This is a genomic window from Ruminococcus sp. FC2018 (assembly GCF_000621805.1).
Taxonomy (GTDB): domain Bacteria; phylum Bacillota; class Clostridia; order Oscillospirales; family Ruminococcaceae; genus Hominimerdicola.
The window spans coordinates 1-14639 of record NZ_JHXH01000014.1 but is presented as its reverse complement, the minus strand read 5'-3'; the positions used below and the strand labels follow the sequence as shown (position 1 = coordinate 14639).

The window sequence follows — 14639 nt, the reverse complement described above, 5'->3', positions numbered from 1 at the left end:
GAAAAGTTATGATATATTCGGTAAGAGGAAAGGTGATCGCCACAGAGCCTGAGCTGGTGGTGGTGGAATGCGGCGGTGTGGGCTATGCCTGCCGCACCTCGTTCAACACCATACAGGAGGTCACGGGGCAGGACGAGGTGACGCTGTTCACTCACCTTGCGGTAAGGGAGAACGATGTTGAGCTGTTCGGATTTGCAACAAGGGAGGAGCTTAACAGCTTCAAAATGCTGATAAGCGTTTCGGGCGTGGGTCCGAAGGCTGCGGTGTCGATCCTTTCGGGCTGCACGCCGTCACAGTTCGCTCTGGCGGTGGCTACGGGAGATTACAAGACGTTTACCCAGATAAAGGGCATAGGAACAAAGATAGCTCAGAAGATAGTGCTTGAGCTGAAGGACAAGGTGGCAAAGCAGGGAGCTATTTCGGTAAGAGGCGAGAGCACTCAGGCAATTATTCCGCAGGGCAGCAACATTGACGAGGCGGTGACGGCTCTGGTGGTGCTTGGTTATACCGAGGGCGAGGCGTTGTCGGTCATATCGCAGCTTGACCCGGGGCTGCCTGTGGAGGAGCTTATCAAAAAGGCACTTATAGGACTGGCGAGGTTTTAAGGAGAAAGCCGGGGGAGCAAAGTGGATAACACGACACCATTCAAGGTAAGTGCGTATGACGAGAACGTGCGCAGGGTGATACCCTTTTACAACGAGTTGCACGAGCAGGTATTTTCGGTGATAAGGGCACATTTTAAGAACAGGAAGATAAGTCTGCTGGACACGGGGTGCGGAACGGGAACGTTCGCGCTAAAAGCACTGGACAGGCTTGATATAGCAAGGCTGACGCTCTGTGACCCGTCGGAGAATATGCTCACCGACGCACGCGCAAAGCTGGCGGGCAGGGAGTGCGAATTCTACGGCATTGGCTCGCAGGATATGCAGTTTGAGGGCGAGTTCGATGCTGTGACGGCGATACAGTCGCACCACTATTTTGACAGACAAACGCGCGAAAAGGCGGTGACTAACTGCTTTAAGGCACTCAAAAAGGGCGGTATTTTCGTATACTTTGAGAATACTGCGCCGCTTACCGAAACGGGCAGGGAAAACTTGCTTGCGCGGCTGGGCGAGTATCAGCTTGATGCGGGCAGAACGCCTGTTGAGGTCGATGCGCACCTTGCGAGGTACGGTGCGGAGTATTTCCCGATAAACATAAAAGAGCATTTGCAGATGCTTGAAAATACGGGCTTTGCGGCTTGCGAGCTTTTCTGGGCATCATATATGCAGTGCGGATTTTACGCAGTAAGAGGGTAAGGATATGCAGTTCAAAGAGGGACTTGGCTGGAAAGCCTGTTATGACGAGGAAAATGACCTATACACCGCAAAGGATTGGGACAGAGGTGACTTTTACCTCTTTGAGATAGACAAGGAGATCTTTGACAAGCTGGATGACCCGCCGCAGGGCGAATTTCCTTGCGAGATGATACGCAAGGGCAGGGTGCTTTATGAGAGCCACGACAACGGGTATAGCTCACCGTACGATATTGTTCACGATGAGAACTATGCGCAGATGTGCTCGTGGGTGAAGATACAGCACTCGGGTCACGAATGGTCGAGGGAAATGACCGGGTTTGCAGACGAGATCTTCGGTGTGAACAAAAAGGAGCAGGAGTAAAAAGAGGTGTAAGGCTTGATAGAAAAAGGCGGATTTGAAATAGAAAATGACTATGCTGGCAGGCTTGTTGCCCCACAGGTCACAAAGGACGAGAGCGAGGACTTTGAGGTCAGTCTGCGTCCGAAGACACTTGACGAATACATAGGGCAGGAAAAGGTCAAGGATAATCTGAAGATATACATTCAGGCGGCAAAAAAACGAGGCGACAGTCTTGACCACGTGCTTCTGTACGGTCCTCCGGGACTTGGAAAGACCACCCTTTCGGCGATCATCGCCAACGAGATGGGCGTTAATATCCGCATCACTTCGGGACCTGCAATAGAAAAGCCGGGGGACTTAGCGGCTTTGCTAACCAACCTGGAAAAGGGTGATGTTCTTTTTATCGACGAGATCCACCGCCTTTCACGGCAGGTGGAGGAGGTGCTTTACCCGGCAATGGAGGACTTTGCTCTGGACATCATAATGGGCAAGGGTCCTGCGGCAAGGAGCATAAGGATAGACCTTAACAAGTTCACCCTGGTTGGCGCCACCACCAGGGCGGGTCAGCTCACCTCTCCTTTGCGTGACAGGTTCGGGGTCATACAGCGGCTGGAGCTTTACACCACACAGCAGCTTTGCGACATTGTTGAGCGCAGCGCAAATATTCTCGGTGTTCCCTGTGAACACGACGGCGCAGCGGAGATAGCTTCAAGGTCAAGAGGCACTCCGAGAATAGCCAACAGGCTGCTCAAGCGTGTGAGGGATTTTGCGGACGTTATGGGCAACGGTCGGATAACACGGGAAATAGCGAAGATAGCTCTTAATCAGATGGACGTTGACGATATGGGGCTTGACAGTCTGGACAGACGCTTGCTTGACATGATAATAAAAGGCTACGGCGGCGGACCGGTGGGGCTGGAGACCCTGGCTTCGGCTATCGGCGAGGAGGCTGTGACGCTGGAGGACGTTTGCGAGCCGTATCTTATGCAGCTTGGTTTCCTTTCCCGCACCTCCAGGGGACGGTGCGCCACAGAGCTGGCTTACAGGCACCTGGGGATACTCAAGGACGGACAGGTGACTTTTTAGGCGGTTTCAAGGATAAACAAAAATTCTTTATCAAGGAGGATGTGCCCGTTAAAGGGCATCTAAGAAAGATATGGGAGAATTATTCGGTACTGACGGTGCAAGAGGTATTGCTATAAGCAGTTTTACCTGCGAGACGGCTATGCAGATAGGCAGGGCGGTGGCTGCTTTGCTTTGCAGGGACTGCGAAAAGCCCAGAATAATCATCGGTCTTGACACCAGGGTGTCGGCTGAGGTCATTCAGTCGGCTCTGGTCAGCGGTATCTGCTCGATGGGTGTGGACGCTGTTATTGTGGGCGTTGTTCCTACTCCTGCGGTGGCTGTGCTGGTGAAAAAGAATAAGGCTTGCGCAGGGATAATGATAACCGCAGGCATCAGCGATTACAAATACAACGGGGTAAAGATATTCGGCGCAGACGGCTTCAAGATAAGCAGAGATACCCAGCAGCAGCTTGAGGCTCTTGTGCAGGACGGGAATTTTGAGCTTAAAAGCGGAAGCGACATCGGTCACATATACTATGACAAGGACGGTCAATGGGATTATGTGCGGCATATGCTGAAACTGGTGGACAGCGATTTCCACGGAATAAAGGTGGCTATCGACTGTGCAAACGGTGCAGCCTGTGATTGCGCAGGCAAGATCTTCAGAGGTCTGGGGGCTACGGTGCTGCTTATCAACGATCTTCCCGACGGTGAGAACATCAACCGCAACTGCGGCACTCTGGAGCTGTACGGGCTTATCAAGACTGTTGTGGAGGAGCACTGCGATCTGGGTCTGGCTTTTGACGGCGACGGGGCAAGGTGTATTGCTGTGGACGAGGCAGGAAGGGTCCTTGACGGCGACAGGCTCATGGCTATTTTTGCGGCGTTCATGCAGTTCAGCAAAAAGCTCAACAACAACAGCTGCGTTGTGACAAAGATGACAAACTCGGGATTTTACAAGTTCGCCCGTGATGCGGGGATAGTTACCACCGCAACAAAGGTGGGCGGGCTGCACGTTATAGATGAGATGCGCCGCTCGGGGTGCAATCTTGGCGGCGAAAAGTCGGGCAACATCATTTTCCTTGACGATGAGACCACAAGCGACGGACTGCTGGTGGGCACAAAGCTTATGACGGTGATGAAGCTTTCAAACAACAAGCTCAGCGAGCTTGGTAAGATAATGACGGCTAATCCCCAGATCCTTCTGGACGCTCACGTTAAGGAAGAAAACAAGAAAAAGTGGCGTGAAAACAGCGAGATCACTCAGCTTATCGTTTCATACAGCGGAAAGCTGGGCACTGAGGGCAGGATATATGTTCGTGAATCGGGCACAGAGCCTTTGGTGAGAATAATGATCGAGGGGAAAAAGACGGGTATCATAACCGAATACGCCAAGAATATTGCAGAGACTATCGAGAGGATATACGGGTAGTTTTCTGATAGGATAAAAACGCAAAGGAAAGTTTGCAGATGCGCATTGCAGAGAATTGGAAAGAGTACAAAATTTTGGACACGTCCTCCGGAGAGAAGCTTGAAAGCTGGGCGGGCAGGGTGCTTGTGCGCCCGGATCCGCAGATAATATGGAAGTCGCCACGGCGCAGCGAGATGTGGCAGAGGGCGGACGGGATATATCATCGCTCGGACAAGGGCGGGGGACAATGGGAGTTCAGAAAAAAGCTGCCCCAGAGCTGGCAGATAAGCTACGGGGCACTTAAATTCAACATTCGTCCCACCGGTTTCAAGCACACGGGGCTGTTCCCGGAACAGGCAGTAAACTGGGACTTTATGGCGGATCTGATACGAAACGCAGGCAGAGAGATCAGTGTACTTAATCTTTTTGCATACACAGGCGGTGCCACACTTGCCTGTGCAGAGGCGGGGGCTAAGGTCGCTCACGTTGATGCGTCAAAGGGCATGGTACAATGGGCAAGGGAAAACGCTGAGGCTTCGGGACTGTCCGACAGACCGATACGCTGGCTGGTGGACGACTGCGAGAAATTTGTCCGCAGGGAGATCCGCCGAGGCAGGAAATACGATGCTATCGTTATGGACCCTCCTTCATACGGCAGGGGTCCCGGCGGAGAGGTATGGAAGCTGGAGGACTGTATTTACGATCTTGTGCAGACCTGTTCAGGCGTGCTGAGCGAGCAGCCTTTATTCTTTCTGCTCAACAGCTACACCACGGGGCTTTCCCCTTCGGTCATGGCGTATATTCTGAAAGATGTGATCTGCGGAAAGTTCGGCGGATCTGTCACCGCTGACGAGATAGGTCTGCCTGTTGAGGCAACGGGAAGCGTATTGCCATGCGGCTCCACGGCGATATGGCAGGTTGGTGAATAGCTGGAGGGAACTCTTTTGGAGAGAGAGTCGAAGAACGGCGCAGCCGTTGTTCAGAGTAACCGTGGTAACGGTTACTCTATCCCGTCCGCCCCCCCTTCAGAAACCTTTTAATGATTTTTCAGTAAGGGAAGAAAACTCCCATTACTGAAAAATGACTGAAAGTTCGGAGAGAGTACGGAAGAACACTTTTCAAGAGAAATCTCTGCAGCTATTTATTCCGTAAACAAATATGAGGAAGAGAGAACTATATGAACAGCACAGCAGGGATAAAGGCGGACAGCGAAGAAGAATCACGATGAACGGGCAAGGGGCTTTGTGCCCTGCGCTTTTCATAAATTATTATTTTCAGGAGGAAAAAACTATGGCACTGGACATCGACAACATCAAGGATAAGGCAGAGGATCTGCTGGACAAGATCCCTGACGATGTAAAGGACAAGGCTAAAGAGCTTGCCACAAAGGAAAACCTTGAAAAGGCTAAGGACACAGTCACAGGCTTCTTCAAGAAGGATAAGGACGACGAGGACAAGAAAGAGGACTGAGTTTCGTCTTTGAGGGTACGATGATGATATATCCTTTCTCTGCTTATGCGGGGAAAGGATATATATCAGGTTGTAAAAATCTGAAAGCAAGGAAAATAAAATGAGTTACATTCACATAAGGGGACTGGAGTTTTCATACATCAACGAGGCTGAGGAGCCGCCGGTCAAGAACACTGTACTCAAGGGGATAGACCTTGATATCGAAAAGGGCGAATTCGTGGCGGTGCTTGGTCACAACGGAAGCGGAAAATCTACCCTTGCAAAATGCATAAACGCTATAAACACCCCGGAAAAGGGTGAGGTTACGGTGGACGGTCTGGACACCATAAGGGAGGAAAACCTTTTGCCTATCCGCAAAAGGGTGGGAATGGTCTTTCAAAATCCCGACAACCAGATAGTTGCCACTATCGTCGAGGAGGACGTGGCGTTTGCCCTTGAAAACCTCGGCGTGGAGCCAAAGGAGATACGCAGGCGTGTTGACGAGGCACTTAAAACGGTAGGTATGTACGAATACCGTATGCACGCCCCGCACAAGCTTTCGGGCGGACAGAAGCAGAGGGTGGCTATTGCGGGCATTATCGCTATGGAGCCTGACTGTATCGTGCTTGACGAGCCTACGGCGATGCTTGACCCAAAGGGCAGGAGCGAGGTCATGAAGACCATAAAGATGCTCAACAGGGAAAAGGGCGTTACTATCGTACTTATCACTCACTACATGGAGGAAGCTGCTCAGGCGGACAGAGTAGTGGTCATTGACGGCGGGGAAAAGATAATGGACAGCGTTCCAAAGAAGGTCTTTTCTCAGGTGGACGTTATGCGCAACCTGGGGCTTGATGTGCCGCAGGTGACGGAGATAGCGGATTTTCTCAACAAGCAGGGGTACGATATCTCCGGCGAGATAATCACAGAGGACGAGTGTGTGCAGGCGCTTTACGGGCTGTTGAAGGACACAGCTGCAGGGTAGACGGCAGTGATGAGCGTGATATGTGCATTGAACGGAGAGTAAAAGGAATTGGCTATAATCAAGACAGAAAATCTGACTTACATATACGGCGACGGCACACCATTTCGCAAGGTGGCTGTTGACGATGTAAATCTGGAGATAGACGAAGGGGAAATGGTGGGCATCATCGGGCACACCGGCTCGGGAAAGTCCACTTTGATACAGCACTTCAACGGGCTTTTGAAGCCCACTTCGGGAAGCGTGCTTATTGACGGGGAAAGGCTTTGGGACGACAAGTCAAAGCTGCGCCCGGTACGCTTCAAGGTGGGACTTGTGTTCCAGTATCCCGAATACCAGCTTTTTGAGGAGACCTGCTACAAGGACATCGGGTTCGGTCCGAAAAACATGGGGCTGGACAACGCTGAGGTGGACAGGCGGATAAAGGAAACTGCAAAAATGGTGGGGATCACTGCGGATATGCTGGACAAGTCGCCTTTTGAGCTTTCGGGAGGACAAAAGCGCAGAGTCGCCATTGCAGGCGTTATGGCTATGGAGCCAAAGGTGCTTATTCTTGACGAGCCTGCCAGCGGGCTTGACCCAAAGGGAAGAGATCAGATACTGGGGCTTATCAAGGAATATCACAGGGAAAAGAAAAACACAGTGCTGCTTGTGTCACACTCAATGGAGGATATTGCAAAAAACGTATCCAAGATACTGGTGATGAACAAGGCAAAGCTTTACTGCTACGACGACACCCGGACGGTATTCCACAGGGCTGCACAGCTGGAGGAAATGGGTCTGGCGGTACCGCAGATAACAAGGGTCTTTAACAGGCTCAAGGCTATGGGTCTGGACATCGGGGACGATGTTTACACCACAAAATATGCAAAGGAGCTGCTTTTGAAGCTTCTGGCGGAAAAGAAATTCAACAGAGGAATTGAGACAGATTGATAAAGGATATTACCATTGGACAGTTCTTTCCCGGTAACTCTCCGGTCCACAGGCTGGACGCAAGGGCAAAGATACTGCTGACCATTGTTTTCATAGTGATGCTGTTTACGGCGGGCGACATGAGGGGACTGGGTGTATGCGCAGTGTTCACGCTGCTCACCTTCCTTATCTCACGCATACCGCTGAAGATGATGTTCAAGGGGCTAAGGACGATACTGGTCATTATAATCATAACGTCGGTGCTTAATTTGTTTTTCATTCACACGGGAGAACCTATATTTGAATGGAAGTTCATTAAAATTACCGACAAGGGTCTTCAGACGGCTGTTTTCATGGTGGTGAGGATAGCTTGTCTTATCATAGGCACCAGTCTGCTGACCTACACAACTTCGCCGATAGACCTTACGGACGCTATCGAGAGGCTTTTATCACCGCTTAAAAAGATAAAGGTCCCTGTCCACGAGCTGGCGATGATGATGACTATTGCGCTCAGGTTCATTCCCACCCTTATCGAGGAGACGGACAAGATAATGTCTGCTCAGAAGGCAAGGGGCGCAGACATGGAGACAGGGTCGTTCATCAAGCGGGCAAAGGCTCTGATACCCGTACTTATACCCCTTTTCGTGTCCTCTTTCAGACACGCCGAGGAGCTGGCACTGGCTATGGAATGCAGGTGCTATCACGGGGGAGAGGGCAGGACAAGAATGAAACAGCTGAAGATGAAGCTTATCGACCTTTGGGGAACGGTATATGTTTTTACGTTTTTCGCAGGGGTCATAGTGTTAAATCATTTTATATAGCCGGCAAAGTAAGGAAGAAAAATGAGAAATTTCAAAGTCACCATCTGGTACTGCGGAAGCGCATACCACGGATGGCAGATACAGAACAATTCTGTGACGGTACAGGAGATATTCCAAAGGTGCTTATCCGACCTGCTTGAACAGCCCACGGTGGTGATCGGCTGCTCACGGACAGATGCGGGGGTGCACGCAAGAGAATATGTGCTTAACTTCTGCACTGAATCAACTATAACCTGCAGGGGGATAGTTTTCGGCATGAACTCACGCTTGCCCGACGACATCGGCGTCAAGAGCTGCCAGGAGGCACCCCCCGATTTCCACGCAAGGTTTGACTGCAAGGGCAAGCAATACGAATATCTGATACACAACAGCGAATACAAAAATCCGTTCTACATGAACACCGCTTACCGCAGCTGGTACCCTATCGACGAGAAAAAGCTGGACAGGGCGGCAAAGGACTTTATCGGTAAGCATGACTTCAGATCCATGTGCTCGTCGGAATGTACCAAGGAGAACACGGTGCGCACCATAAAAAGCTTTGATGTGCGCAGGCAGGGAGACATGGTCATATTCTCCGTTTCAGGGGACGGGTTTTTATACAACATGGTAAGGATAATGGTGGGGACGCTCCTTTTCATCAACGAGGGAAAGCTGGGCGAGGGAGATATTCCACGTATAATCCAAAGCAAAGACAGGACAAAGGCAGGACGAACTGTTCCGCCGCAGGGACTTTATCTTAACAAGGTGTTTTACTAAAGCCACGGAGCACAGGATCACAGGGGTATTGTTCCGTGAGGGTACAAGAAGATCTTATCAGCAAAAAAGGAGGAAGGTCTGCGATATGCAGGCGACCGTACTGTGAGTAAGAAAAACAAAATGGACAGCATGAACCGCCGCACTTCACAGGATTTTGTGGGTGCGGAGGAGTTTAACGCATATAACGTGCCGATGCCGGAGTCGATGCACAGGAAAAAACGCAGAAAGCCCAAGGCTCAGGCGCAGCAGGGACAGCACGTGAACGCCGTGATGCCCGAGATGCAGGAGGCTCAGCGCAAAAGAGAGATCCACAAGCAGCGGCTTGAGGCGCTTGACTATGTGCGCAGGGCGGAGCTTGCCCGTGAGGCGGAGGCGGAGCGTCACCGCAGGATGCAGGAGCTTTTGCGGCAAAGAGAGCTTGAGGCTCAGCAGCAGGCTCAGAGCGGACAGGACAGTGGACCTGATGAATACGAGATAAGCCAGGGGCGCATCACCCTCACAAGCAGCTTTCAAAAGCCTCAGCCACAGGAGCAGGATGAGGACGGATACGAGCAGGAGGAGATGCTTTATCAGCAATACGACGACGAGCAGCCTTCTTTCAAATACTTAAAGCTCAAGGACGGAAAGATAAGCGAGGACGACGGCGGGACGGAATCCACGGATGAGCCGCAGGACCGGATAGATGAAATGGTGGACCGTCTTAAAGAGGAAGAGGACCGTTCAAGAAATATCAGCCAGCAGATAACCTCTGAAAGCGGCAACGTTACTGATATAAGGCAGGAGCGGAAAAAGGAAAAGAACAGGCGGTTGATAAAGCGTCTGGTGGTGCTGGGGATAATTTTTGCCCTGGGCGTAACGGCTTATGCTACACACAAAAAGTGGCTGCCAAAGCTGGAGGGCTTATTTGAAAAGCCACACGAGACCATTGTCAACGACGGTGTTGAGGAGGGCGGAAACTTCCCTTTGAAGATCTCCCAGGCGGACATAAGCAGCATTACACAATGCGGCGGCGTTATGGTCTCACTTGACGGCAAGAGGATAATTTTCTACAATCCCGATGGGTCGCAGATAAAGGCGGTGGCGCACAATTACGGCTCTCCTGTGATAGATGTAAGCGAGAAAAAGATACTTGCTTACGATAACTCCGGCAAGAACTTCCAGGTGCTTACACGCAAGAACGTGGTTTACACCAAAAAGACAGACAACCCCATTCTTCTTGCAAAGATCGCTCCCAACGGCTACGCTGCGGTGCTTACCCAGACGGAGAAGGACACGGCGTTTATCACTGTTTATGATGATATGGGGTCGGTCATATACACCTGGTCAAGCGGAAGGAGAGTTATCGACATTAACTTCTGCGACGACGGCAAGGGGTGCTGCATAAGCACGATTTCCTCGTCGGGTGGAAAGATAGATTCAGCCGTTTACTCGGTGATGTTTGACAGCAGAGAACCTGTTATGACCTGCACGCTGGAGGACAGCTTCGTTCTGCGGACCCAGAAGCTCAGCAGCGGTGGATACATCATGGTATGTGACAACTGCGTTATCGGGGTGGACGGCAACGGAAACCAGACGGGTCGGTTTGATTTCAAGGATCAGCCTGTTTCCTTCGGCAACAGCGAAAAGTACACGGTGCTTTACACCAAGGCGGTCACCGGCACTCACGGCACGCTTATGATCTTTGACAACAACAGCGGCAGCGTTCAGCCTACGGTGACACAGGATATTCAGGGTGAACCAAGGAAAGTCCAGCTGGACGGCTCAACGGTCATTGCGTTCAGCGACAAATTTGTGGAAAGCTATGATGTGGACGGCAGCAAGCTTGCCACGGCACAGGTGTCCCGCAACTATGTGGATTGTGTTTATGCAAACAAGGCAGTATATCTTATGGGATACCGTGATATAAATAAGATAAAGTTTGATACATAGCTTGTACGCTGCAAATGGTTTTATGTATGGTTATGTAAAGGATGAGGATCATAATTACTGGGCGATGCCCTTTACTAAACAAAAAAGATAAAATCGGAACAAGAGATGGTGAGATCAAATAATGTCAATACTGCTTGACGGGATAGTTGTTGTATTATTCATAGTGACCTGTGTGACAGGTTATGTTATGGGCTTTTTCAAGTATGCGGCTCTGATGCTCAAGACGATAGCTACGCTGCTTATTGCGGCTGCGGCTGCGTTTATCCTGGCTGCCCCTGCATACAATGCTGTTGCTCATGACAAGGTGGTAAACGCCATTGAAAGCTCGGTGGAAAAGATAGATGTGGAAGACAAGGTCAACGGTGAGCTTCGCAAAAGAGGATTGCCCCAGACGGTCACCAACGAGGAGCTGCGCAGTGTGCTTCTTGCAGACGGAGATGTGGTGGATAACCTTGACGGGGTAATGGCACAAAAGGGTGTTGACCCTAAGATAAGGCAGCAGGTAAAACAGGAGTTTGAGGACTATATTGACAACGAATTGCTGGGGCAGATAGTGAGCATGACCCGCAGCAGTGACGATTCGGACAGCTCCATTGTCCGCACAGGGCTTGAAAACAAGCGTGAGGAGCTTATAAAATTTGTTCGGATGCTGCTTATGTCGGATAAGCACAAGGCTGCACAGGAGATAGAAAGCACCTATGTAAGACCTGTGGGAGAGAAGATAGCAGGGGGCATAATTTTTGTTATAGCCTCCATTCTGGTGTCCGTAACACTGCTTATTGTGATAAAGTTGGCGGGGATACTGTCAAAGGTGAAGGTGGTAAGCGCAGCAAACAGCTTCGGCGGACTGCTGCTGGGAGTTGTCAAGGGCACGCTGTATGTGGCGGTGATAGCTTATGTGCTGTGCGCTATTGTAAACTCGTCCAAAAACCAAATGGATAAGCTTAACACGGATATTATCGACAAAACTTATCTTTTCAGATATTTCTTCAATTTTTTCTATAAATAAAAAGCATGGCAAACTTGCGGCGAAAGGAGAAAACATTTTATGCTGATGTGTTCAAGATGTCATCAGAGACCGGCGGTGGTCTTTATATCGCAGATCAACCCAAACAAGCCCGAAGAAAAAAAGAACGAGGGGCTTTGTCTGGTATGCGCTAAGGAGCTTGGTCTGCCTCAGGTGGATGATTATATCAAGTCTATGGGTATTTCCGAGGACGAGCTGACTGCAATGAGCGAGCAGCTTGCGGAGGTGCCCGACGGGGACGATTTTGAGCTTGGGGGAAGCGGCACAATGCCCGATTTTCTCACCAGCCTTTTCGGCGAGATGGGCAAGGCGGGGGGACTGCTGAACAACCTTGCAGGCGAGCTTTCAAAGAGCGCAGAGCAGGCGGAGGCTGCAAAGGATGGAGCGAAGTCGGTCAAGGAGGATAAAAAGGACAAAAAGAAAAAGCTGAAATTCCTTGACAACTACTGCACTAACCTTACACAGCGGGCAAGAGACGGTGAGCTGGACAGGATCATCGGAAGGGATAAGGAGATAGCCAGAGTTATCCACATTCTCTCACGCAGACAAAAAAATAACCCATGCCTTATCGGTGAGCCGGGCGTGGGCAAGACTGCTGTGGCGGAGGGTATCGCTCAGAAGATCGTTGGGGGAGATGTGCCTTTCCATTTGCAGGACAAGGAGGTCTATCTGCTCGATCTGACGGCTCTGGTGGCGGGAACTCAGTTCAGGGGACAGTTCGAGAGCCGCTGCAAGGGACTTGTTGAGGAGGTCAAAAAACAGGGCAACATTATCCTGTTTATTGACGAGGTCCATTCCCTTGTGGGCACAGGCGATTCAGAGGGAACGATGAACGCCGCCAACATTCTCAAGCCCTCTCTTTCAAGGGGCGAGATACAGGTTATCGGTGCAACTACTTTCAAGGAATACAGAAAATATATCGAAAAGGATGCTGCGCTGGAAAGACGTTTTCAGCCGGTAACGGTGGGAGAGCCTACCATAGAGCAGACCGTTGAGGTGCTCAAGGGAATAAAGGGTTACTACGAGAACTTCCACAGGGTAAAGATAAGCGATGAAAAGCTCCGTGAGTGCGCCGAGCTTTCGGAAAGGTACATCAACGACAGGTTCCTGCCGGACAAGGCAATAGACCTGCTTGATGAGGCGTGCGCTTGTGCAAGTATTGACACGCCGGAGCTGGGGGAGCTTGACAAGCTGAACCGGGAGCTAAAAAAGCACAAGGATCTTGTGAGCGAATACGAGGAAAAGTCAGATCCCGACTACGAGATACTTGCCACGGAAAAGGCGGAGATCTCCCGGATCGAGAACAGGCTGAAAGAGGTTGAGGAAAAGGTCAGAAACGTACAAGTGACCGACGCTGACATTTCCAAGGTCATCGAGCTATGGACGGGGATACCTGCAAACAAGATATCCCAGAGCGAATTTGAAAAGATAAAAAGCCTTAAAACCGAGCTTTCCAAGAGGATCATCGGTCAGGACGAGGCTGTGGAAAAGGTGGCAAACGCCATAAGGCGCACAAGAGTCCAGCTCTCAAAGCGCAGGCGACCGGCGTCGTTTATTTTCGTAGGTCCCACGGGTGTGGGCAAGACGGAGCTTGTAAAGGTGCTGGGGGAGACGCTTTTTGATGCCACGGAGCCGCTTATAAGAGTTGATATGTCCGAATACATGGAGCGGCACTCGGTCTCCAAGCTTATCGGTTCACCTCCGGGATATGTGGGCTTTGACGAGGCGGGTCAGCTTACCGAAAAGGTAAGGCGCAGACCTTACAGCGTGGTGCTGTTTGACGAGATAGAAAAGGCTCACCCGGACGTTATGAACATTCTTTTGCAGATACTGGACGAGGGCACGATACACGATTCTCAGGGGCGTGATGTGAACTTTGAGAACACGGTCATTGTTATGACCTCAAATGCAGGCTCCACAGACAAGGACACGGGAGTGGGCTTTAACAAGACGGACAACGAGATCGCTCACGACAAGGCGATAAAGGCTTTGCGAGAATTCCTGCGCCCAGAATTTATCGGCAGAGTGGACGAGGTGGTCGTATTCAACAGACTCACACAGCAGGATTATGCAAAGATCGCAGATCTTATGCTGTCGGAGATCGCTCAGCCTCTTGAGGAGCGGGGTATCAAGCTGCGCTACAACGAGGATGTGCTCAATGTCATCGCTCACAAGTCCTACGACCAGAAGCTGGGCGCAAGAGATATCCGCCGTGTTATCAGAAACGAGATCGAGGACAGGATAAGCGAGTTTATCGTGGATAGGAATAATACGGGTATCACAGCCTTTGGTATCAGCACGGCTGATGATGAAATTAAGGTAGAATGTCTGTAATAAATCAGAATTTATCATCATACGCATGGTGAATACTGGGGAGGACCCTTTTGAAAAAGGGTCTCTCCCCAAACCCCACCCCTAAAACTTTTATTGCTTTTTCTGCACAAGATGTCTGCGACATCTTGCACCGAAAAAGTAGTGAGAGTTCAGGAGGAGAGATTAAGAGGAAACACTTTCAAGAGGTCACCTCAATTATTTACCAAACATACGATGATAATTCGGATTTACCACAATATCCTTGCATAGCAGTTGGAGATATTCTCTTGGGAAAAGTTTTCCTCAAACTCTCCTTTTGAACTTCTACATATTTTC

The 14639-nt window shown here is 50.5% G+C and carries 15 protein-coding genes; all 15 read left to right on the top strand.

What is annotated here, in order from left to right; all coding sequences use genetic code 11:
* Window positions 1-8: 8 nt before the first annotated feature.
* Window positions 9-605 (top strand): Holliday junction branch migration protein RuvA, encoded by a 597-nt coding sequence (gene ruvA, locus T494_RS0109630; RefSeq protein ID WP_028506123.1) that lies wholly within the window; start codon window positions 9-11, stop codon window positions 603-605.
* 21 nt (window positions 606-626) lie between these two features.
* Window positions 627-1298, top strand: coding sequence for a class I SAM-dependent methyltransferase (locus T494_RS0109625; protein ID WP_028506122.1), 672 nt, complete (start codon window positions 627-629; stop codon window positions 1296-1298).
* Between the two features lie 4 nt (window positions 1299-1302).
* Window positions 1303-1659 carry a hypothetical protein gene (locus T494_RS0109620; RefSeq protein ID WP_028506121.1) on the top strand — a complete coding sequence of 119 codons (357 nt, stop codon included), beginning with the start codon at window positions 1303-1305 and terminating at the stop codon, window positions 1657-1659.
* A 15-nt stretch (window positions 1660-1674) separates the two neighbouring features.
* The gene (ruvB, locus tag T494_RS0109615; RefSeq protein WP_051540310.1) at window positions 1675-2724 is read left to right on the top strand and encodes a Holliday junction branch migration DNA helicase RuvB; all 1050 of its coding nucleotides are present in this window, start codon (window positions 1675-1677) and stop codon (window positions 2722-2724) included.
* A gap of 70 nt (window positions 2725-2794) precedes the next feature.
* Complete coding sequence (locus tag T494_RS0109610) at window positions 2795-4135, top strand: phosphoglucosamine mutase (RefSeq protein WP_028506119.1); 1341 nt, start codon at window positions 2795-2797, stop codon at window positions 4133-4135.
* 38 nt (window positions 4136-4173) lie between these two features.
* Window positions 4174-5043, top strand: a complete 870-nt coding sequence (locus tag T494_RS0109605; protein WP_028506118.1) for a class I SAM-dependent methyltransferase — start codon at window positions 4174-4176, stop codon at window positions 5041-5043.
* A 361-nt stretch (window positions 5044-5404) separates the two neighbouring features.
* Window positions 5405-5584, top strand: coding sequence for a hypothetical protein (locus T494_RS0109600; RefSeq protein ID WP_028506117.1), 180 nt, complete (start codon window positions 5405-5407; stop codon window positions 5582-5584).
* Between the two features lie 100 nt (window positions 5585-5684).
* On the top strand, window positions 5685-6548 hold the full coding sequence (locus T494_RS0109595) for an energy-coupling factor transporter ATPase (RefSeq protein ID WP_028506116.1): 864 nt from the start codon (window positions 5685-5687) through the stop codon (window positions 6546-6548).
* Between the two features lie 48 nt (window positions 6549-6596).
* The gene (locus T494_RS0109590; protein ID WP_028506115.1) at window positions 6597-7478 is read left to right on the top strand and encodes an energy-coupling factor transporter ATPase; all 882 of its coding nucleotides are present in this window, start codon (window positions 6597-6599) and stop codon (window positions 7476-7478) included.
* Complete coding sequence (locus T494_RS0109585) at window positions 7475-8278, top strand: energy-coupling factor transporter transmembrane component T (protein ID WP_028506114.1); 804 nt, start codon at window positions 7475-7477, stop codon at window positions 8276-8278. The genes T494_RS0109590 and T494_RS0109585 overlap by 4 nt, the downstream gene beginning before the upstream one ends.
* 21 nt (window positions 8279-8299) lie before the next feature.
* On the top strand, window positions 8300-9034 hold the full coding sequence (gene truA / locus T494_RS0109580; protein WP_028506113.1) for a tRNA pseudouridine(38-40) synthase TruA: 735 nt from the start codon (window positions 8300-8302) through the stop codon (window positions 9032-9034).
* Between the two features lie 102 nt (window positions 9035-9136).
* Window positions 9137-10963, top strand: coding sequence for a DUF5711 family protein (locus T494_RS0109575; protein ID WP_028506112.1), 1827 nt, complete (start codon window positions 9137-9139; stop codon window positions 10961-10963).
* 121 nt (window positions 10964-11084) lie between these two features.
* A complete protein-coding gene (locus tag T494_RS0109570; protein ID WP_028506111.1) occupies window positions 11085-11972 on the top strand; it encodes a hypothetical protein in 888 nt (295 codons plus the stop codon).
* Between the two features lie 39 nt (window positions 11973-12011).
* The gene (locus T494_RS0109565; protein ID WP_197021146.1) at window positions 12012-14324 is read left to right on the top strand and encodes an ATP-dependent Clp protease ATP-binding subunit; all 2313 of its coding nucleotides are present in this window, start codon (window positions 12012-12014) and stop codon (window positions 14322-14324) included.
* A 50-nt stretch (window positions 14325-14374) separates the two neighbouring features.
* Window positions 14375-14623: a hypothetical protein gene (locus T494_RS0109560; RefSeq protein ID WP_028506109.1), complete on the top strand. Its 249-nt coding sequence runs from the start codon at window positions 14375-14377 to the stop codon at window positions 14621-14623.
* The last annotated feature ends 16 nt before the right edge of the window (window positions 14624-14639 follow it).

Coding starts and splice junctions, on each gene's coding strand:
- T494_RS0109565 (WP_197021146.1), top strand. CDS start 12,012: ATGCTGATGTGTTCAAGATGTCATCAGAGACCGGCGGTGGTCTTTATA.
- T494_RS0109605 (WP_028506118.1), top strand. CDS start 4,174: ATGCGCATTGCAGAGAATTGGAAAGAGTACAAAATTTTGGACACGTCC.
- T494_RS0109595 (WP_028506116.1), top strand. CDS start 5,685: ATGAGTTACATTCACATAAGGGGACTGGAGTTTTCATACATCAACGAG.
- T494_RS0109600 (WP_028506117.1), top strand. CDS start 5,405: ATGGCACTGGACATCGACAACATCAAGGATAAGGCAGAGGATCTGCTG.
- ruvA (WP_028506123.1), top strand. CDS start 9: ATGATATATTCGGTAAGAGGAAAGGTGATCGCCACAGAGCCTGAGCTG.
- T494_RS0109620 (WP_028506121.1), top strand. CDS start 1,303: ATGCAGTTCAAAGAGGGACTTGGCTGGAAAGCCTGTTATGACGAGGAA.
- T494_RS0109570 (WP_028506111.1), top strand. CDS start 11,085: ATGTCAATACTGCTTGACGGGATAGTTGTTGTATTATTCATAGTGACC.
- T494_RS0109610 (WP_028506119.1), top strand. CDS start 2,795: ATGGGAGAATTATTCGGTACTGACGGTGCAAGAGGTATTGCTATAAGC.
- truA (WP_028506113.1), top strand. CDS start 8,300: ATGAGAAATTTCAAAGTCACCATCTGGTACTGCGGAAGCGCATACCAC.